This window comes from Proteus sp. PR00208, assembly GCF_016238545.1.
Taxonomy (GTDB): Bacteria; Pseudomonadota; Gammaproteobacteria; order Enterobacterales; family Enterobacteriaceae; genus Proteus.
On the sequence record NZ_JAEHQE010000004.1, the window covers coordinates 153,879 to 174,450 of the forward strand.

Consider the following 20,572-nt stretch of genomic DNA (forward strand, 5'->3'; position numbering starts at 1 on the left):
ATTTATTTTGTTGTCACTGATTGCAGGTTTTGACGATATTGCGCGATAAGCTCGATAAAGTGATCAAAAAGAGGTGCCGCATCATGAGGGCCAGGACTGGCTTCTGGGTGGCCTTGGAAGCTGAATGCAGGTTTATCTGTGCGATGAATACCTTGTAAAGAACCATCAAATAGAGATTTATGTGTCACACGTAAACTGGCAGGCAGAGAGGTTTCATCAACGGCAAATCCATGATTTTGCGCTGTGATCATCACCGTATTTTTATCTAAATCTTTAACAGGATGATTACCACCGTGGTGACCAAATTTCATTTTGATGGTTTTTGCACCGCTAGCTAATGCTAATAGCTGATGTCCTAAACAGATACCAAATACCGGAATATCAGTGGTTAAAAAGGTTTGAATGGCGTTAATGGCATAATCACAGGGCTCTGGATCTCCGGGGCCATTCGAAAGGAAAATACCATCTGGCGAAAGGGCTAAAACATCTTGAGCTGACGTTTGAGCAGGTACAACAGTAACGCGACATCCTCTATCCACCAGCATACGTAAAATATTACGTTTTACACCGAAATCATACGCCACAATATGCAATGGCAACTCAGTCGCTAATTTAGCTTCTGGTAATTCATTCTCTAGCGTCCAACTTCCTTGAGTCCACTGGTAAGGCTGTTTCACTGTCACCGTTTTTGCTAAGTCCATTCCTTTTAAACCAGGAAATGATCTGGCCTTTTCGAGAGCTTGTTGAGCATCAAGATGATTGCCTGCGATAATGCAACCGTTTTGCGCGCCTTTTTCTCTCAGCAAACGCGTTAACTTACGTGTATCAATATCCGCAATCGCAACAATGTTATGACGTTTAAGATAATCAGATAACGTTTCTTCAGCACGATAGTTGCTCATCACTAATGGCAAGTCGCGAATAATTAAGCCTTGAGCATGGATTGTTTCTGATTCTTCGTCTGAACGATTAACGCCGGTATTGCCAATGTGGGGATAAGTGAGAGTAACAATTTGTTGGGAGTAAGAAGGGTCGGTTAATATTTCTTGGTAACCGGTCATTGAAGTATTAAAAACGACTTCACCGATGGCGGCGCCTTCTGCGCCAATCGACTTGCCGTGGAATTCGGTCCCATCTTCTAGAACCAGTATAGCTGATTTAATCAAAACGCCCTCCAGAGAATAATAAATCACATTTCATGCATATTAATTCAGATTTAAGACTCTAAATCAATGCCAAAAACATAAAATTGGGCAAATTTTTGGCAAATTGGGCGCATTCTAAAGATCGAACGAGCAGATGTCTAGAAAAAACACCTTTTTAATTAAAAAAATATCAGTCATTAGCAATTTAGTTAGCCAAGTGACAATTTATATAATCAATCTTACAAATTTAACCGTTTGCTTACCAAGATAATTTTAAATTAGAGTTTAAATAGGAAAAATAGATGATTTATTCTTTTTAGAGAGAAAAAAACAGAGAAAAAATAGAGATAAGATATAAAAATAAACCTTATAAAATAATTTATAAAACAAACATAAAAAAACTCATAATTATAAAAATAGTTATGAGTTTTCAATAAATTACATCTTTTTAAAAACTACAAATTTTCCAATGAAAGAACATCCTTCATATTATAAAGACCCGTTTTTTTGGATTTTAACCAAATAGCAGCCTTAACTGCGCCATTTGCAAATGTCATTCGGCTAGAAGCCTTGTGGCTTATCTCTACACGCTCACCAATATCGGCAAAAATTGCAGTATGTTCTCCCACAATATCACCTGCACGAATAGTGGCAAAACCAATGCTTTGAGGATCTCGCTCTCCAGTATGTCCTACACGTTCATAAACTGCGCACTCTTTAAGATCACGGCCTAACGCATCTGCAATAGATTCTCCCATTGCTAATGCTGTGCCTGATGGTGCATCAACTTTATGACGATGGTGCGCTTCTACAATTTCAATATCACTGTAAGAACCCATCACTTTCGCCGCTTTTTCAAGTAATTTAAGCACCAAGTTAACACCAACACTAAAGTTAGCAGCAAACACTATTGGGATCATTTTGGCGGCATTTTCAATGGCTTTTTTACCTTCATCATCAAAGCCTGTCGTACCAATAATCATGCCTTTTTTCTGTTCTACGCAAAATGCAATATGAGAAAGCGTGCCTTCAGGGCGTGTAAAATCAATTAACACATCAAATTCACTCGCTTGAGACAGCAAGTTATCGGTGATTGTGACACCAATATGCCCAATACCCGCTAATTCTCCAGCATCAGCACCAATCAATGAAGAATTAGTACGCTCAAAAGCAGCACCTAAAACGGTTCCTTCTTGTTGAGAAATTGCCTGAATTAATTGGCGCCCCATACGACCACCCGCACCAACAACGGCAAGACGAAGTTCTTTTGCAGACATAACTCAATTTCTCCTTAACAATACTTATTGTCTCTATTTATTGTTTACAGATTAACGATGTCATCCACTTGATGCCAGCATTTAACGTTCGAGATAAGAAAAACACACAAAACCGTAGTCATTATCAGTAAAAGAGATGAACAGCATGATTATTCATTTAACTTTACTTTATACATAAAAAAAGCAGAGTCATTCACTCTGCTTTTTAAATTCACTATCACATTTAAGTGAGATTATTCGATAACTTTATAATCTAGGCGAAGCTCTTTAGGCACTTCAAAAACAATATTTTCTTCACGCCCTGATAATTCAATCACGTCATCAGCACCAAAGGTTTTTAAACGTTCTAATACTTGTTGAACCAAAATATCTGGTGCTGAAGCCCCTGCTGTAACGCCAACAATATTTGCATTAGCCACCCATGACTCATCAATATCTTCAAAGCTATCGATCAGATAAGAAGGCTTACCTGCACGCTGTGCAAGCTCCGCTAAGCGATTAGAGTTTGATGAGTTCTTAGAGCCAACGACAAATACAACATCCGCTTTTTCAGCAAGCTCTCTTGCGGCTTCTTGGCGATTGGTTGTTGCGTAGCAGATATCATCTTTGCGAGGCCCAATAATTTTGGGGAAGCGTGCATTTAAAGCATCAATCACTTCAGATGTATCATCAACAGAAAGCGTTGTTTGGGTCATAAAGCAAAGATTATCTTCATCTTTGACTTCTAATTTCCACACATCAGCAGGCGACTCAACTAAATACATTCCCCCCTCAGGGTTGTTGTATTGCCCCATAGTGCCTTCAACTTCAGGGTGTCCTGCATGACCTATTAAGATAGCTTCTTTGCCTTTACGGCTCGCTCTTGCCACTTCCATATGCACTTTGGTTACGAGTGGACAAGTTGCATCATAAAGCATTGTTAAATTACGTGAGCGAGCTTCTTGACGAATAGCTTGAGAAACACCATGAGCTGAAAAAATTAAAATCGCGTTATCGGGTACTTCTGAAATTTCTTCAATAAAGATAGCACCTCGTTCACGTAAGTCGTTAACGACATAGCGGTTATGAACGACCTCGTGACGAACATAAATAGGTGCGCCATAGATTTCCAGAGCGCGGTCAACAATGCTGATAGCTCGGTCAACACCCGCACAAAAGCCTCGTGGGTTAGCCAGCAGTATTTGCATGTGTTGTTTCCTCCTCAGGATTGATGCTGACAACTTCAATATCAAATGTCACTTCTTCTGACGCTAACGGATGATTAAAATCAACAGTTACAGAATCTTCAGTGACATCTCTTACAATGCCTGGCATTTCACTGCCATTCATTGCTGTAAATAGCATGATAGTGCCAGCCTCAGGCACACCAGACTCTGCGAAGTCAGAAGGCATAAAGTATTGGATCAAGTCAGGATTGTATTTACCAAAAAGATGTTCACCCGCAAGCGTAAAAGTTTTTTTATCTCCCGTTGATAATCCCAATAATTCAGCTTCTAAGGCTGGCGATAAACTTTCATCACCTAAACGAAAAAGAGCGGGTTTACCATGCGCTTGTGTAGATTCAGCAACAGAGCCATCTGCTAACTTTAAAGTGAAATTCAGCAACACTGCGCTGTCGTTGAGTACCTGCATAACCATACTAATACCTTCTATTAAGCGTAACCCCCGCCATAAGGCAGGGGTTATTTTAGTTAACTTCTTGTCTGATTACTTTTGCTTTTTTGTATCTTGAGGACTGACATTTTTATCAGGGAAAAAGCTCTCAATAATGATAAGCCCTGCACCGATACAAATCCCCATATCAGCAATATTAAAGGTAGGCCAATGCCAATCTCCAATATAAACATCAAGAAAATCGATGACAAACCCGTGGATCAGACGATCAGAGAGATTACCCAATGCTCCGCCAATAATTAGCGCATAAGCAACGTTACTTAGCTTAGCGCTCGCTTTGTTTTTATACATCATTACCAATAAAGTAATGCAGATTGCCAATGCAATCAGTGCAAAAAACCAACGTTGCCATCCTCCTTTATCTGCTAAAAAGCTAAAGGCAGCACCATAGTTATGGGCGTAAGTGAAGTTGAAAAAAGGCATCACGGCAACAGATTCATACAGACGAAATGTCTGCATGAAATACTGTTTCGTTCCTAAATCCAACACCACTACGGCGACGGCTAGCCATAGCCAGCGTAAACCTGTAGAGCAAAGTGTTTTCTTCATTAATTAAGCAAACTTACGTTCTTCACCGTTACCGGCTACGTTAGTAACACAGCGTCCGCATAATTCAGCGTGTTCCGCTACTTGACCGATATCTGTCGCATAATGCCAGCAACGAGGGCATTTTTCGCCGTCTGCTTTGTTAAAGGCGATTTTTAAACCCGCCATATCAGAAGCTAATGCTGTTTCTGGCGCTTCATTAATATCTGCCACTTTCGCTTGAGAAGTTAATAAAACAAAACGCAATTCGTTACCTAACGCATTTAACTTATCTGCTAAAGCTTTATCTGCATACAGAGTTACTGATGCTTCTAAAGAGCCACGCAGTTGTTTATCTGTGCGTGCTTGCTCTAATACTTTGTTGACTTCACCACGAACGGCAAGTAATTCAGCCCAGTAGTCATCATTTAAGGTTTCTGACGCATCTAAGCCAAATAAATCGGTATACCATTCTTCAGTTAAGACATATTTTGCACGTTCGCCTGGTAACTCATTCCAGATCTCATCTGCTGTGAATGACATAACTGGCGCCATCCAACGAACTAATGCTTCACAGATATGGAATAACGCTGTTTGGCAACTACGACGAGCAACGCTATCGCTTTTCGCAGTGTACTGTCTGTCTTTGATGATATCTAAGTAGAAAGAACCCATTTCTACTGAACAGAACTGCATTAGGCGCTGAATAACATTATGGAAATCGTAATTTTCATAGTGTTTTAAGATATCAGCTTGTGCTGCTTTCGCACGACCTACTGCCCAGCGATCTAACGTAACCATCTCTTCTGGCTTAACTTGGTGTTTTGCAGGATCAAAACCGTTTAAGTTCGCTAAGAAGAAACGTGCAGTATTACGAATACGGCGATAAGTATCAGCCGAGCGTTTTAAGATTTCATCAGATACGGCGATTTCACCAGTGTAATCTGTTGATGCAACCCATAAACGTAGGATATCAGCACCCAGCTTATCCATTACATCTTGTGGACTTACTGTGTTACCGATAGATTTAGACATTTTACGGCCTTGTCCATCTACGGTAAAACCGTGTGTTAAAACTTCACGGTAAGGCGCTTTGCCTTTGATTGCAGTCGAGATCATCAGTGAAGACATAAACCAACCACGATGTTGGTCAGAGCCTTCTAAGTACATATCTGCTGAATTGCCGTGGAATTCAGGACGCGCATCAACCACTGTTGAGTGTGTTGATCCTGAATCGAACCAAACATCCAGTGTATCTGGCGTTTTCATGTAATCGTCAGCTTCATCACCCAACACTTCACGGATATCTAAATCCCACCATGCTTGAATACCGCTGACTTCAACACGTTTTGCGACTTCTTCCATCAACTCTAAAGTACGTGGATGTGGCTCTTGAGTCTCTTTGTGAACAAACAGAGACATTGGCGTGCCCCAAGTACGTTGACGAGAGATACACCAGTCAGGGCGGTTTTCAACCATTGATTCAATACGTGCTTGACCCCAATCAGGGATCCATTTAACACCTTTGATCTCTTTTAATGATTGCTGACGTAAACCGTTTTTATCCATGCCAATAAACCATTGTGGTGTAGCACGGAAAATAACTGGCGTTTTATGTCTCCAGCAACATGGGTAACTGTGTTGCATGGCTTCGTGATGTAACAGAGCACCTTTTTCTTTTAACAGCTCAACAATGACATCATTTGCTTTGAAAACAAAAACGCCATCTAATGCTGGATAAGTGCCCGGCAAGTAACAACCATTAGGCCCAACAGGATTTGCCACTTCTAAACCGTATTTTTGACCGACAACAAAGTCATCAGGGCCGTGGCCTGGTGCAGTATGCACAGCACCTGTACCCGCTTCTAAAGTAACGTGATCACCTAAAATTGCTGGTACATCAAAGCCCATAAATGGATGATTAAAGCGCAATAACTCTAAATCAGCACCTTTGCATTCGCCTAAAACAGCCCAGCTTGTTACGCCAATTCGCTTCATTACGCCTTCAACAAGATCAGCGGCTAAAATCACGCATTCATCGTTAAAAGAGACTAATGCGTAATTAAATTCAGCATTTAATGCGATAGCGCGGTTAGCAGGTAATGTCCAAGGCGTTGTTGTCCAGATAACCAAAGAAATAGGCTTATCTGTTACTGCATGGAATTTTGCGGCAACGGCGTTTGGATCAACGGCGGTGAAACGCACATCAATCGACGGTGAAGTTTTATCGTAATATTCAACTTCAGCTTCTGCCAGCGATGAACCACACGCAGTACACCAGTGAACAGGTTTAGCCCCTTTTAACAGGTGACCATTTGCGATGATACGCGCTAACGCACGAATAGTGTTCGCTTCGGTTTTGTAATCCATAGTGAGATAAGGTTTTTCCCAATCTCCTAGAACACCTAAACGAATAAAATCTTTTTTCTGTGCTTCAATTTGCTCGTAAGCATACTTACGGCATTCCTCGCGGAATTGCGCTGCAGATATTTTCTCTCCTGGTTTACCTACGATTTGTTCAACTTTTAGTTCGATAGGTAATCCGTGACAATCCCATCCTGGAATGTACGGAGAATCAAAGCCTGACAGCCCTTTGGATTTAATAATAATATCTTTGAGAATTTTGTTTACTGAGTGACCAATATGAATATTGCCGTTGGCGTATGGAGGGCCATCGTGCAAAATAAATGTTTTCTTACCACTTTTAGCCTGACGAATTGCTTGATACAAACCTTCTTTGTACCAACGTGATAACATCTCTGGCTCGCGCTTTGCTAAATCCCCGCGCATAGGGAACCCTGTTTCTGGTAAGTTCAGGGTATTTTTATAGTCACTCATTCGATTCTCAGTTCCAATTTTCCGCTAGTTTATGACTCCGACCGCTGCGATAAAAAATCCCTAGCAGTAGCCACATCATCTGCGATTTGCTGCTTCAATGCATCCAATGATGCAAATCGCTGTTCATTACGTAATTTCTTTCGTAACACAACATCAATACGACGTCCATATAAATCCATATTAACGTCGATTAAATGCACTTCTAATTGTACGCCCTTCCCTTGTACAGTAGGACGACTTCCGATATTTGCCACACCGGGTAAAGGTGATTGATTATCTGATAAATAGACATCAACGGCATAAACGCCTTTAACTGGTGCAACTAAGCGTTTCATAGGAATATTGGCTGTCGGAAAACCAATGGTTCTACCCAATTCATTACCATGAACAACACGCCCACAAACGCTGTAAGGGTGTCCTAGTAGTGATTCAGCAAGATCTAAATCATCATTGAGCAACGCTTCTCGTACCGCAGTGCTACTGATACGCAATCCTTTATCGCAATAACTTTCAGTATTAGCGACTTCAAATCCATATCTAACACCGGCTTGTTGTAAAAAATGGAAATCACCTTCACGATTTTTGCCAAAGCGAAAATCATCACCAATAGCAAGAAACTTCACCCCTAATTTATTCACCAACAGTGATGAAACAAATTCTTCCGGTGTTTGTGCCGCAAATTGTTTATCAAATTTGACACACAAAAGGTAATCAATACCACATTCAGCTAAATACTTAATCTTGTCTCGTAAACGAGTCAGACGTGCTGGTGCCTTTTCTGGTAAAAAGAACTCAAGTGGCTGAGGCTCAAATGTCATCACAACCGTGGGTAATCCTCGCTGCGATGCCTCTTGCTTCAAGTGTTTCAATAATGCCTGATGGCCTCTATGGACACCATCAAAATTCCCAATTGTCAGAACGCAACCGTGGTGTAGCGCTCTAATATTTTGTATACCGCGAATTAGCTCCATAACTGGCTCAATACCGTGGAAATTATTGGATTATACCTTGTCAAAGGCTTGAGAGTAACCCAATATATCAATGTTTATTGATGAGTAATATCTCGACAAGTCGATTCACTGTTATTCTTAAATTTGATTGCTCACATCAAACAAAAAATGGACTATCACTCACTTCTTGGTTATAAAATCGCATAAAATCAAGCATAGATCCTATTAGAATCTATTATTTATTACTCATATACACGATTTTGATGATTTTTTCACTCAAAAGACTGTATTCTACCCGTCTTAACTGATAAAATCTTGCGCCATCACAACGAAACAAGTGTCGCGTACAACGACGCTAATTTTGTATAAATCCATTGACAAACTTAGGTTGAAAAGGCATATTCCTTCACCTTTGTATTTGTCCTCGCTAGAATATATTTGGGAGTTGGAACTTGGCTAATATCAAATCAGCTAAGAAACGTGCGGTTCAGTCTGAAAAGCGTCGTCAGCACAACGCAAGCCGTCGTTCTATGATGCGTACTTACATCAAAAAAGTATACGCAGCAGTTGCTTCAGGTGATAAAGAAGCAGCACAAAAAGCATTTAATGACATGCAACCAATTGTTGACCGTCAGGCAACTAAAGGCTTAATTCACAAGAATAAAGCTGCACGTCATAAAGCTAATCTGCAAGCACAAATCAAAGCAATGTAATATTGCTTTCTTGTGTTATAAAAAACCGGCTTATGCCGGTTTTTTATTTTCTACTTTTTAACCGCAAACACTTTATGGGTTTACAACGCTCTTTTTATCTCCATTAAAGAGTTCTGAAAAATCAGTATTACAAACACGTTGAACCGCTGGATGTTGGATCATTCTCTCTGCAAAAATCGCGTAGTACTCTTCTTTTACCGTATCAAGCTTCCCAATCTCTTCGATATTACTATGAGCAAAAGTTTCGTCGGTATACAGTGAAGGCGCGACAAAGATAGCATTATAATTTAAGCCGAATGCTTTCATTAATGCCGCATCATCAAACTCACCCAATATTTCTACTTGCAGGTTTTTATTACGTATCCACGTTAATAAATGGCGACCTAACATATATCTACGCCCTGGAATGAGGAGCTTTCGCTCTTCTAAACATTCAGGAAACGGCTTTTCAGGAAGCGGATGACTGCAAAAAAAGCTCATATTACATTCGCCAAGTTTTACAGAGAACAGACCTTCTTGTTGTGACGAATCCACGGGGCAATCTGATAAGATCATATCCAGCTTATGCTGACTTAATTGTTCTAGTAATAGTTCATGAGTAGATTCAAAACAACGCAAATGGATTTGCTCATTATCAATGACAGCCGTTTCTAATACGCGACTGACTAATTGTTTTGATAACGCATCAGCAACACCGACATCAAACAGTAAATTCGACTCACGACTGTAGTTGACGATATCCAGCATTTCTTGGCTGAGCATAAACATTTTATCGGCATAACGAAAAATGAGCTGACCCAATTCTGAAGGAACTAATCCTCTTCCTTGGCGTTTAAATAACTTGCCACCCAATCTTTCTTCTAATGCTTTAATTTGCCCTGTAATTGTCTGAGGTGTCAGATACAGCGCTTGCGCTGCACCCACAACAGAGCCTTCTTTACACACATGCCAAAAATAATAAAGATGGTTAAAATTGAGATGTGACACCCGCATAGTTATCTTCCTTTCAACTTCTGTGCTTCATACACAGACTATGTAATAACGCATTAGTTTGCGATTGGCTTTCCTTGCACCCAATCCTCATAAAAACACCTACGGCACAATACACTGTATTGCACCGTAGGTTTAAATATATAGCTCGGTATTTATTGTGTTGAGAAACTCAAATCCGTAATAAATTTCCCTATATTGACTTTGTCTTTAACTTCGGTAAAACAGAATGAAGTAACAAATATCCCACAACAGCGGCTACTGTTGAACCGACTAAAATACCAAGTTTAGCGTAGGTATTATAAGCTTCATCCGCGCCATCAAATGCTAACCCTGCGATAAAGATAGACATAGTAAAACCGATACCACATAGCACAGATACTGCAAATATTTGCTTAAGATTAATCGCATCTGGTAATTTTGCAATGCCTAGTTTTACCGAAACCCAACTAAAGAGGAAAATTCCAATCGGCTTACCTAAAAATAGACCTAACGCGATACCTAACGGTAAGGCAGATAACATGCCATCAAGCGTTACGCCATTTAAAGAAACCCCTGCGTTACTAAATGCAAACAGCGGTAAAATAAAATAGGCAACCCAAGGGTGTAGCACATGCTCTAATTCTTCAGAAGGAGAATCACCTTCTTTATTTCTTAATGGGATGAGGAATCCAACAATCACACCTGCAATCGTTGCATGAATACCTGATTTTAAAATACACACCCACAAGATGAACCCTAGAATTAAATAAGCAGCCGTATTACCCACTTTACGCCAGTTCATTATGCCCAGAGCAATCACGATTAAACCTGCCAAAGCGAGAGGCATTAATGCAATACTCTTTGAATAAAAGAGCGCAATAATGACTATCACACCTAAGTCATCAATGATAGCTAACGCTAACAAAAAGACTTTTAACTCGACAGGAACACGCTTACCCAGTAACGCCATAACCCCCAGTGCAAAAGCAATATCAGTTGCCGCTGGAATTGCCCAACCTTGCTGTCCAATTGCGTCCGCATGATTAAACATCAAATAAATCAATGCGGGTGCTAACATACCACCTACTGCGGCTATCGCAGGGAAAATGGCTCTATCACGCTGAGCCAAAGAGCCTTCTTTTAATTCACGTTTAACTTCCAATCCGACTACTAAGAAAAAGATCGCCATTAAGGCATCATTTACCCAAAGTAATAATGGTTTATCAAGTTCGAATGCACCGAATTTGATCATAATTGGAATAGATAAAAACTCATTATACAAAGCACTTAGAGGTGTATTCGCCATAATCAATGCGATAATAGCAGCAATAATCAGAAGAATACCGCCTGATGCCTCTAATCTCAAAAATTGTCTAATAATTGCCGTCATAATATTAACCTCAAAATTACTAATTTTGTTAATAATATGCTAATTATGAATTCGTAAAAAACAGATTATTTATGGATAATAAATCGATATTTCCGAAATAAAGAGAAAATATCAAGAAAAACAAAGCAAATAATCGTCGTCAATCAACAAAATATCGAAAAAAATAGAATAAAAGTAGATTTATAAAAGTTATTTTTATCATATTGATTTAATAATACTTTATTTAAAAAACAATAAAAATAAGCATCTAATTTAATAATTAACACCAATCAACAAAATAGATCAAAAGTATCAATTTTTCTTATCTACATAAATAATGCTAATGTTATTCTTCATATTAAAATATACCCCGCAATTATAAATAAAAAGAAAATGTTGCATGTTTCACTATTTAACCATTGTGTTATTGTCCTATAGATAGTGAATACTCTCGTTACATTAAGGTTTCTATCAATATGTCGATTACTGTTTTTATTGCCGTTTTATTTGCTGCTATCTTTCATGCATGTTGGAATGCATTAGTTAAAGTAGGTAGTGATCGATTTTTAGGGATCTCGTTACTGACTTTTTTTTCGGGTGCTGTAACTCTACCCGCCCTGTTTTGGGTTGGGCTCCCTGATGCCGGTGCTTGGAAATGGCTTATTCTTTCTGTTTTATTTCATATTGGTTACACACTCTCTTTAAGTCGCTGTTATACCCTAGCTGACTTTAATCAGGTCTACCCTATCTCTCGTGGCAGTGCGCCATTAATGACTGCTTTTCTTGGTTTTTTTCTCTTCCATGAAACACTACCTATTGCTGGGCTCATTGGCATTTTGTTTATCATTTTGGGTATTATCCTTATCTCACGTAGTAGAAAAATAGCAGAGTTTAATTTACGTAAAGATGCACTCTTTTTTGCGCTACTTACCGCATTATTTACCGCAAGTTATACCCTATCTGATGGTAATGGCTCTCGTGTAGGTGAAACACCGTTTGCTTATATTTTATGGCTCTTCTTTTTAAATGGCATCGCAATGTATTTACTTGCTTGGCTTCGTTATCGCCAACATTTAAAAACTAAGATAAAGGATTATTGGAAACCAGCTTTCTTTGGTGGCGTGATGCAATTGGTAAGTTATGGCATAGTGATATGGGCGATGAGTCATGCCTCTATTGTGCTTGTCGCTGCACTAAGGGAAACCAGCGTGTTATTTGCCATGATCTTATCTGTTTATCTGTTAAAAGAGCAATTTAACCGTAAACAGCTATTGGCGTGTTTAGTGATTTTAGCCGGTATTGTTGCTATCAAGATGGGATAGAACAAAACATAATTCAAATAAAAAAGCCTGATGACAGAATTTATCATCAGGCCTTTTGAAGGTGATAAGAAAAATTATTTGGTTAAATCATCAAAGAATTTTTTCACACCATCTAAGAAGCTTTTAGAACGAGGGGTATTTTTCTCACCACTCTTGCCACCGAATGATTCACCCAGTTGTTGCATTAACTCTTTTTGTTTCTCATTCAGTTTGACGGGTGTTTCAACCACAACGCGACACATTAAGTCACCAATACTACTACTGCGTACTGATTTAACGCCCTTGCCTTTCATGCGGAACATTTTTCCAGTTTGTGTTTCTGCTGGAATTTTAAGTTTCACACGGCCATCAAGTGTTGGGACTTCAATCTCGCCACCTAAAGCAGCAATGGCGAAGTTGATAGGAACTTCACAGTAAAGATTATTGCCATCACGTTCAAAAATATGATGTTGGCGAACATGAACCTGTACGTATAAATCGCCTGCTGGCGCGCCGTTTTCACCGGCTTCACCTTCACCACTTAAGCGAATACGGTCACCAGTATCAACACCGGCTGGAATTTTGACAGACAGCGTTTTAGAGCGTTCAACACGACCATCACCATGACATTTAGAACAAGGCTCTTTGATCACTTTACCGCGACCATGACAAGTTGGACATGCTTGCTGTACAGTGAAGAAACCTTGACGTAAATGAACCTGACCAGCGCCATGACAAGTAGAACAGGTTTCTGCTGATGTGCCTTCTTTAGCACCGCTACCATGGCATTTGTCACATGTTTCCAGTGTTGGTATACGAATTTCTTTAGTGACGCCACGAACCGCTTCTTCAAGCGTTAGATCCATGTTGTATTGTAAGTCAGAACCACGTGCTGCACGTTGTTGACGACGACCACCGCCAAAAATATCGCCAAATACATCACCAAAGATATCACCAAAGTCAGCACCACCGCCGAAGCCGCCGCCACCTTGACCACCAAATCCACCCTGTTCAAACGCAGCATGACCATATTGATCATAAGCAGCACGTTTTTGAGCATCACTTAAGATCTCATAGGCTTCTTTGATTTCTTTGAATTTTGCTTCTGACTCTTTATCACCTTGATTACGGTCTGGGTGATATTTCATTGCTAAACGCTTATATGCGCGTTTAATTTCTTTTTCGTCGGCAGTTTTACTTAAACCGAGTACTTCGTAAAAATCTCTTTTCGCCATTCTAGATTACCCTTGACATAAGCACACGGGCGTTGAGTTTCCTCGACGCCCGTGTTCGGTATCAGTAACTATTCACAGGTGAGTTACCGCGGCCCGTTAAGGGCATTATTTCTTGTCTTTGCCGTCAACTTCTTCAAATTCTGCATCGACAACATCGTCATCTTTCTTCGCACTTGCATCAGCACCCGTCGCATTACCTGCTGCGCCTGCTTGAGCTTGTTGTTGTGCGATTTCTAGCAGTTTTTCAGAAGCTTCAACTAATGCTTTAATTTTTGCTTCAATAGTGTCTTTATCTTCGCCTTTAGAAGCGATTTCTAACTCGCTTACCGCTTTTTCGATAGCTTCTTTATCGTTCGCTGGTAATTTATCACCCGCTTCTTCAATTTGTTTACGTGTACCGTGAACTAATTGGTCAGCTTGGTTACGAGTTTGTACTAATTCTTCAAACTTACGGTCAGCTTCTGCGTTTGCTTCTGCATCACGAACCATTTTTTGGATTTCATCTTCATTTAAACCTGAAGAAGCTTTGATTGTGATGTTTTGCTCACGACCACTGTTTTTATCTTTCGCTGATACATGCAAGATACCATCAGCATCGATGTCAAAAGTAACTTCGATTTGTGGCATACCGCGTGGCGCAGCTTGAATACCATCTAAGTTAAACTGACCCAGTGATTTGTTATCACTTGCACGTTTACGTTCACCTTGTAATACGTGAATAGTTACAGCAGATTGGTTATCTTCTGCGGTAGAGAACACTTGGCTATGTTTAGTTGGAATTGTGGTATTTTTCGCAATCAGGGAAGTCATTACACCACCCATTGTTTCGATACCTAAAGACAGTGGTGTTACGTCAAGTAACAGAACGTCTTTAACATCACCCGCTAACACACCACCTTGAACAGCCGCACCCATTGCAACAGCTTCATCTGGGTTAACGTCTTTACGTGGCTCTTTACCGAAGAAATCAGCAACGGTTTTTTGAACCATTGGCATACGAGTTTGACCACCAACCAGAATAACGTCGCTAACTTCGCTAACTTTCAGGCCTGCATCTTCTAATGCAACACGTACTGGTTCCATTGAACGTTTAACTAAATCTTCAACTAAAGATTCCAGTTTTGCACGAGTGACTTTGATATTTAAGTGTTTAGGACCAGTCGCATCAGCTGTAACGTATGGCAAGTTAACATCTGTTTGTTGTGCAGAAGATAATTCGATTTTCGCTTTTTCTGCTGCTTCTTTCAGACGTTGCATTGCTAATGGATCGTTACGTAGATCAATGCCTTGTTCTTTCTTAAATTCATCAACTAAATAGTTAATTAAACGGCTATCGAAGTCTTCACCACCTAAGTGAGTATCACCATTGGTTGACAGAACTTCATAGGTTTTTTCGCCATCAACTTCATCGATTTCGATGATAGAGATATCGAATGTACCACCACCTAAGTCGTAAACTGCGATAGTACGGTTACCCACTTCACGATCTAAGCCGTAAGCCAGAGCAGCCGCTGTTGGTTCGTTAATAATACGTTTAACTTCAAGACCAGCGATACGACCAGCATCTTTAGTTGCTTGACGTTGAGCATCGTTAAAGTAAGCAGGAACAGTAATAACAGCTTCAGTAACTGCTTCACCTAAATAATCTTCTGCTGTTTTCTTCATTTTTTTCAGGACTTCAGCAGAAACTTGTGGTGGAGCCATTTTTTCGTTACGTGCTTCAACCCAAGCATCACCGTTATCTGCTTTTACAATTTTGTAAGGCATGATAGCAACGTCACGTTGAACTTCGGCATCCTCAAAACGACGACCAATTAAACGTTTGATGGCAAACAAAGTATTTTGTGGGTTAGTCACAGCCTGACGTTTTGCAGGTTGACCAACTAAGATTTCACCATCTTGTGCATAAGCAACGATTGAAGGAGTAGTACGATCGCCTTCTGCGTTTTCAATAACCCGGGCAGCTTTGCCATCCATTACAGCAACACAAGAGTTAGTTGTACCCAGGTCAATACCAATAATTTTACCCATTTAAACGCCTCCAAAGAGAATTCTTTATCAATTTGATTACCAATCTATATGAGGATGAATATTCATTTTTCAAGTCATAAATTAATAGACTAAACAACATCATCTCCAAGCGGATACAAAATCAACGCAACTCAATAGTGGTAATTGCAGTTGAAAAAGAAGATGGGGTCATAAATACATTCATCAAGGGGAATAATGAAAAAAAATGCAAAAAATGCGAAAATTTTGTGTCTGAGAATAAAACGAGAATTAAAACTTGTTATTTTTCATTACGTTACATCATTCACAAATAACATTATGACTTATCTAAAGTGTATTTTTAAGACCATGCTTAGAATAAGAGAATAACTATTTGAAAAATAATGTTTTTTAACTTTTATAATAAAAATATCAAATAAATATAGGGTTACTTTTGCGTTATCCAAACTTAGTCAAAGCTTTTCCTAGCCAGAAGTTTGGTGACAAAAATAACCTCTTACATTATTTATGCTGAAGTGGAACGGCGGGCTGATTTAGGTCTAAAAGCAGCAACAATAGCTTCATTAGTTTCGACATAAGGACCATCAAGCAGTTGAATGCAGTACGGTACACTAGCGAAAATACCGCTAACAATCACATTACCGTCGTTATCTTTTAACCCTTCTAATGTTTCTGCAATAGCCTTAGGTTGTCCTGGTAAATTTAGAATTAACGCTTGGTTACGAATAACACCAACTTGGCGAGATAAAATAGCTGTGGGTACAAACTGCAGACTAATTTGACGCATCTGCTCGCCAAAACCTGGCATTTCTCTGTCTGCGATAGCCAACGTAGCATCAGGAGTAACGTCACGACGAGCAGGGCCAGTTCCCCCTGTTGTTAACACTAAATGACAGCCGACTTCATCAACTAGCTCACACAGTGTTTGCTCAATCATGAGTTGTTCGTCAGGAATTAAACGTGATTCGATATGAAAAGGCGTTGTTAATGCAGCCTTTAGCCAAGCTTCTAAAGCGGGTAAGCCTTTATCTTCATAAATCCCACTTGATGCGCGATCAGAAACAGAAACTAACCCTATGCGTAATTCGTTCATATCAAACCTCTATTAATCAATCACCGTCTAACTTGCGCGCAGATATTACCATGAGAACACAAGAGAATTAAAAAGAATCTCAATATATTATTGATATTTAAAATTTGATTATTGAGAATAGATAATAAAGAAATGATAATAATCTATTTTTATTTGGCTTTAGCTAAAAATAAAAAAGGGAGCATAAGCTCCCCCTCTTTAATCTTGAATAATATTAATTAATATTACTCATCAATATATTTAGTAATATAAGATGCTGCTAATTTTTTCGCTTCAGCTAATTGTGCTGCATTTAATGCGCGAGCAGTACGTTTTAGCATAGCTTCATCACCATCACCATTTTCAACAGCAACAGAGAACCATGCATAAGCTTCTTTCAGATCGCGTTTAACGCCTTTACCGTAATAATAGTTTAAAGCTAAGTTATTTTGTGCCAAACCATTACCTTGTATAGCTGATTTTCTATACCATTCAACGGCTTTACGTGCATCTTTAGCGACACCGTCGCCTTCATCGTACATTACGCCTAAGTTATTTTGCGCATCACGATTACCTTGGTTTGCTGCTTTGGTATACCAGAAAACCGCTTTAGTGCCGTTACGTTCTACACCTTCACCATCATCATAAGAGACAGCAAGGTTATATTGTGCGTCTGCATGACCTTGCTCTGCTGCTTTTGTATACCAAACAACCGCTGCTTCATGGTCTTGTGCTACACCGATACCTTCATCATAAGAGATCCCAAGGTTGTATTGAGCATCACTATCACCTTGCTCACCCGCTTTAGTATACCAATACACTGCTTTCTCATGATCTTGCGCTACGCCATCACCATCATCGTAAGAAACCGCAAGATTGTATTGGGCTAAAGAGACACCTTGAACAGCCGCTTTGTTATACCAATAAACCGCTTTTTCTGCATCACGGTCAATATCATCACTCATGTCATACATAAGTGCTAAATTTAACTGTGCTTCAGCATGGCCTTGTTCTGCCGCTTTGGTATACCACTCTAGTGCTTTTTGTGAGTCTTGCTCAACACCTTCACCATTCTCATATTTCACACCCAATTGATACTGAGATGCTGCATTTCCACTTTCAGCACTTTTTTCAATTGCAGGTAAAGAGAAAGCCGTTTTACTTTCTGCCATTGCAGCGCCACTAAAAAATAACGATGCAAGTACCGTTGCCAAGACAATCTTTTTCATAATTCACCAATAATAAATAGAGTATTTTAATAATATATTTTTATAATTATTACTGGATAAATAATATATTCCAATCAATTTAATCTTAAAATTTACTTAAATGTTATTTTGAGAAGCAAAAAATGAAAATACCCACCTGTATAAGATGGGTATTTAAGATTTTTATAAGAATTTAACGACGAATTATAATAAATCCGCAATCATTTTCTCTAATTTTTCCTGATCGACAGCAAATTTGCGAATACCGTCAGATAATTTATCTACTGCCATTGGGTCAGCGTTGTGCTCCCAATAGAATTGAGCTTCAGTGATAGCTTCTGGACGCGCTTTCACTTCACCTTTGTAAGATAATTTATGTTCAACTTCACCTTCAGCTTCTGATAATTCTTTTAACAGTGCTGGTGCAATAGTTAAACGGTCACAACCTGCTAATTCTAAAATCTCACCCATATTACGGAAGCTTGCGCCCATAACAACAGTGTTATAACCGTGTTGTTTGTAATAGTTATAGATTTCAGTAACAGAAATCACACCTGGATCTTCAGCTGGAGCAAATTCTTTTTTATCTGTATTGGCTTTATACCAATCCATGATACGACCAACAAATGGAGAAATCAGGTAAACACCTGCTTCAGCACATGCACGCGCTTGAGCGAAAGAGAACAGTAAAGTCAGATTACAGTTGATACCTTCTTTTTCTAATTGCTCTGCGGCACGGATCCCCTGCCAAGTAGATGCTAATTTGATAAGAATACGGTCGTTACTGATACCTGCATCATTATAAAGTTTTATTAAATGACGTGCTTTTTCGATACATGCTTGTGTGTCGTAAGAAAGACGTGCATCAACTTCTGTTGAAATACGACCTGGGATCAGTTTTAAAATTTCTAAACCGATATTCACTGCCAGTTTGTCGCAAGCATCAACGATTTGTTGTTCACGAGAATCGCTTTGTGAACGAGCCCATTCAATCGCTTCATCAATTAATTTACGATATTCAGGAATTTGAGCTGCATTTAAAATTAAAGATGGGTTGGTAGTTGCATCTTGTGGCTGATACAGTTTCATTGCTGCAATGTCACCAGTGTCAGCAACAACAGTTGTCAGCTTACGCAAAGAAGTCAATTTGTTGGTCATTTTGTTTATCTCATCTACTAGGTAAATCTGTTTGCAGTCACCTGCGGATATCTATTGATAATAACATGGACTGCTCACACTACAAGACGCTTAGATTCATACAAAGCAATTATTTGAATGCCAAACGTTTTCGCAAAACAAAAGCGGAAAAAAACAGAAGAAAATCACAGGCTGAATCGTTTAAATCGTCGAGTTTTACGACAAATAAGAGAAACCATTGTTTTTTCCTATTACTATAATTTAGTCTTTAATCGAAAGAATTTGCTATATTTGGTCAACATTAAAATAACGTATCGAGGGAATTATGCTAATCACCATTTCACCAGCTAAAACACTGGATTTCGAATCGCCTTTAGCAACAACGCACTTCACCCAACCTGAATTGCTAAAATATTCCCAACAACTTATCGAAGAATGTCGAAAATTGTCATCGAGCGATATCGCAAGCTTAATGAAAATAAGTGATAAACTCGCGGGATTAAATGCCGCTCGTTTTGGTGAATGGCAACCTAATTTCACACCAGAAAATGCACGCCAAGCTATTTTGGCATTTAAAGGTGATGTTTATACCGGAATGCAAGCAGAGCTTTTTTCTGAAGATGATTTTCAATTTGCACAACAACATTTACGTATGCTTTCTGGCTTATATGGCGTACTGCGCCCTCTTGATTTAATGCAACCTTATCGTCTTGAAATGGGAATAAAGCTAAAAAATAAAAAAGGAAGCGATTTATACCAATTTTGGGAAAATACCATTACAGAAGCGCTAAACAAAGCACTTGAAGAACAAGGTGATAATGTTTTAATCAATTTAGCGTCTGATGAATATTTTAAATCGGTCAACCCGAAAAAACTCAATGCTGATATTATTAAACCTGTTTTCCTTGATGAAAAAAATGGCAAATATAAAGTTATCAGCTTCTACGCTAAAAAAGCCCGTGGATTAATGAGTCGCTTTATTATTCAAGAAAAACTAACTAATAAAGCACAACTGAAAGAATTTGATCTTGAAGGTTATCAATTTAACTCAGCAGAATCAGAGGGTAACACTCTCGTATTTAAACGTGCAGAATCACTGGCGAAATAAAAATATTAACTATTAGCTATCAATAAAAACAGCACTAA

The 20,572-nt window shown here is 39.1% G+C and carries 17 protein-coding genes; 3 read left to right on the forward strand and 14 right to left on the reverse strand.

The window, feature by feature from the left end; translation table 11 throughout:
- Window positions 1-2 precede the first annotated feature (2 nt).
- From carA to ribF, 7 genes are all read right to left on the reverse strand, one after another.
- The gene (gene carA, locus JEP36_RS05070) at window positions 3-1,166 is read right to left on the reverse strand and encodes a glutamine-hydrolyzing carbamoyl-phosphate synthase small subunit (protein WP_198619315.1); all 1,164 of its coding nucleotides are present in this window, start codon (window positions 1,164-1,166) and stop codon (window positions 3-5) included.
- A gap of 434 nt (window positions 1,167-1,600) precedes the next feature.
- Window positions 1,601-2,422 carry a 4-hydroxy-tetrahydrodipicolinate reductase gene (gene dapB, locus JEP36_RS05075; RefSeq protein ID WP_198619314.1) on the reverse strand — a complete coding sequence of 274 codons (822 nt, stop codon included), beginning with the start codon at window positions 2,420-2,422 and terminating at the stop codon, window positions 1,601-1,603.
- A 233-nt stretch (window positions 2,423-2,655) separates the two neighbouring features.
- A complete protein-coding gene (ispH, locus tag JEP36_RS05080) occupies window positions 2,656-3,609 on the reverse strand; it encodes a 4-hydroxy-3-methylbut-2-enyl diphosphate reductase (protein ID WP_109371829.1) in 954 nt (317 codons plus the stop codon).
- Window positions 3,590-4,060 (reverse strand): FKBP-type peptidyl-prolyl cis-trans isomerase, encoded by a 471-nt coding sequence (gene fkpB, locus JEP36_RS05085; RefSeq protein WP_075673711.1) that lies wholly within the window; start codon window positions 4,058-4,060, stop codon window positions 3,590-3,592. Before fkpB ends, ispH begins: the two co-directional genes overlap by 20 nt.
- Window positions 4,061-4,129: 69 nt before the next feature.
- On the reverse strand, window positions 4,130-4,645 hold the full coding sequence (gene lspA, locus JEP36_RS05090; RefSeq protein ID WP_109371833.1) for a signal peptidase II: 516 nt from the start codon (window positions 4,643-4,645) through the stop codon (window positions 4,130-4,132).
- A 3-nt stretch (window positions 4,646-4,648) separates the two neighbouring features.
- The gene (gene ileS / locus JEP36_RS05095) at window positions 4,649-7,459 is read right to left on the reverse strand and encodes an isoleucine--tRNA ligase (RefSeq protein ID WP_198625965.1); all 2,811 of its coding nucleotides are present in this window, start codon (window positions 7,457-7,459) and stop codon (window positions 4,649-4,651) included.
- Between the two features lie 29 nt (window positions 7,460-7,488).
- The gene (ribF, locus tag JEP36_RS05100) at window positions 7,489-8,430 is read right to left on the reverse strand and encodes a bifunctional riboflavin kinase/FAD synthetase (protein WP_198619312.1); all 942 of its coding nucleotides are present in this window, start codon (window positions 8,428-8,430) and stop codon (window positions 7,489-7,491) included.
- Between the two features lie 431 nt (window positions 8,431-8,861).
- On the opposite strand from ribF, the gene rpsT reads away from it, so the two are divergent.
- Window positions 8,862-9,122, forward strand: coding sequence for a 30S ribosomal protein S20 (rpsT, locus tag JEP36_RS05105; protein WP_004248964.1), 261 nt, complete (start codon window positions 8,862-8,864; stop codon window positions 9,120-9,122).
- Window positions 9,123-9,194: 72 nt separating this feature from the next.
- Here rpsT and nhaR read toward each other — a convergent pair whose 3' ends face one another.
- Both nhaR and nhaA read right to left on the reverse strand, forming a co-directional pair.
- Window positions 9,195-10,115, reverse strand: a complete 921-nt coding sequence (nhaR, locus tag JEP36_RS05110; RefSeq protein WP_196532344.1) for a transcriptional activator NhaR — start codon at window positions 10,113-10,115, stop codon at window positions 9,195-9,197.
- A gap of 190 nt (window positions 10,116-10,305) precedes the next feature.
- Window positions 10,306-11,484 (reverse strand): Na+/H+ antiporter NhaA, encoded by a 1,179-nt coding sequence (nhaA, locus tag JEP36_RS05115; protein WP_196532345.1) that lies wholly within the window; start codon window positions 11,482-11,484, stop codon window positions 10,306-10,308.
- A 455-nt stretch (window positions 11,485-11,939) separates the two neighbouring features.
- On the opposite strand from nhaA, the gene JEP36_RS05120 reads away from it, so the two are divergent.
- The gene (locus JEP36_RS05120; RefSeq protein ID WP_198629933.1) at window positions 11,940-12,785 is read left to right on the forward strand and encodes a DMT family transporter; all 846 of its coding nucleotides are present in this window, start codon (window positions 11,940-11,942) and stop codon (window positions 12,783-12,785) included.
- 74 nt (window positions 12,786-12,859) lie between these two features.
- Here JEP36_RS05120 and dnaJ read toward each other — a convergent pair whose 3' ends face one another.
- The 5 genes from dnaJ to tal form a co-directional block, all read right to left on the reverse strand.
- A complete protein-coding gene (gene dnaJ / locus JEP36_RS05125; RefSeq protein WP_196532347.1) occupies window positions 12,860-13,999 on the reverse strand; it encodes a molecular chaperone DnaJ in 1,140 nt (379 codons plus the stop codon).
- 105 nt (window positions 14,000-14,104) lie between these two features.
- Entirely contained in the window at window positions 14,105-16,030 is a 1,926-nt protein-coding gene (dnaK, locus tag JEP36_RS05130; RefSeq protein WP_198619310.1) for a molecular chaperone DnaK, read from the reverse strand.
- A 484-nt stretch (window positions 16,031-16,514) separates the two neighbouring features.
- The gene (mog, locus tag JEP36_RS05135) at window positions 16,515-17,102 is read right to left on the reverse strand and encodes a molybdopterin adenylyltransferase (RefSeq protein WP_198619309.1); all 588 of its coding nucleotides are present in this window, start codon (window positions 17,100-17,102) and stop codon (window positions 16,515-16,517) included.
- Between the two features lie 224 nt (window positions 17,103-17,326).
- A complete protein-coding gene (locus tag JEP36_RS05140; protein WP_109371853.1) occupies window positions 17,327-18,310 on the reverse strand; it encodes a tetratricopeptide repeat protein in 984 nt (327 codons plus the stop codon).
- 183 nt (window positions 18,311-18,493) lie between these two features.
- Window positions 18,494-19,447 carry a transaldolase gene (gene tal, locus JEP36_RS05145; protein ID WP_198619308.1) on the reverse strand — a complete coding sequence of 318 codons (954 nt, stop codon included), beginning with the start codon at window positions 19,445-19,447 and terminating at the stop codon, window positions 18,494-18,496.
- A gap of 304 nt (window positions 19,448-19,751) precedes the next feature.
- Between tal and yaaA the strand changes: the two genes are divergently transcribed.
- Window positions 19,752-20,534, forward strand: coding sequence for a peroxide stress protein YaaA (gene yaaA / locus JEP36_RS05150; RefSeq protein ID WP_198629934.1), 783 nt, complete (start codon window positions 19,752-19,754; stop codon window positions 20,532-20,534).
- Window positions 20,535-20,572 lie beyond the last annotated feature (38 nt).

Excerpts from the sequence above, each read along its gene's own strand:
- ribF (WP_198619312.1), bottom strand. The coding sequence starts at position 8,430 with ATGGAGCTAATTCGCGGTATACAAAATATTAGAGCGCTACACCACGGT.
- tal (WP_198619308.1), bottom strand. The coding sequence starts at position 19,447 with ATGACCAACAAATTGACTTCTTTGCGTAAGCTGACAACTGTTGTTGCT.
- mog (WP_198619309.1), bottom strand. The coding sequence starts at position 17,102 with ATGAACGAATTACGCATAGGGTTAGTTTCTGTTTCTGATCGCGCATCA.
- dapB (WP_198619314.1), bottom strand. The coding sequence starts at position 2,422 with ATGTCTGCAAAAGAACTTCGTCTTGCCGTTGTTGGTGCGGGTGGTCGT.
- lspA (WP_109371833.1), bottom strand. The coding sequence starts at position 4,645 with ATGAAGAAAACACTTTGCTCTACAGGTTTACGCTGGCTATGGCTAGCC.
- fkpB (WP_075673711.1), bottom strand. The coding sequence starts at position 4,060 with ATGGTTATGCAGGTACTCAACGACAGCGCAGTGTTGCTGAATTTCACT.
- ispH (WP_109371829.1), bottom strand. The coding sequence starts at position 3,609 with ATGCAAATACTGCTGGCTAACCCACGAGGCTTTTGTGCGGGTGTTGAC.
- JEP36_RS05120 (WP_198629933.1), top strand. The coding sequence starts at position 11,940 with ATGTCGATTACTGTTTTTATTGCCGTTTTATTTGCTGCTATCTTTCAT.
- yaaA (WP_198629934.1), top strand. The coding sequence starts at position 19,752 with ATGCTAATCACCATTTCACCAGCTAAAACACTGGATTTCGAATCGCCT.
- dnaK (WP_198619310.1), bottom strand. The coding sequence starts at position 16,030 with ATGGGTAAAATTATTGGTATTGACCTGGGTACAACTAACTCTTGTGTT.
- nhaA (WP_196532345.1), bottom strand. The coding sequence starts at position 11,484 with ATGACGGCAATTATTAGACAATTTTTGAGATTAGAGGCATCAGGCGGT.
- dnaJ (WP_196532347.1), bottom strand. The coding sequence starts at position 13,999 with ATGGCGAAAAGAGATTTTTACGAAGTACTCGGTTTAAGTAAAACTGCC.
- JEP36_RS05140 (WP_109371853.1), bottom strand. The coding sequence starts at position 18,310 with ATGAAAAAGATTGTCTTGGCAACGGTACTTGCATCGTTATTTTTTAGT.
- ileS (WP_198625965.1), bottom strand. The coding sequence starts at position 7,459 with ATGAGTGACTATAAAAATACCCTGAACTTACCAGAAACAGGGTTCCCT.
- nhaR (WP_196532344.1), bottom strand. The coding sequence starts at position 10,115 with ATGCGGGTGTCACATCTCAATTTTAACCATCTTTATTATTTTTGGCAT.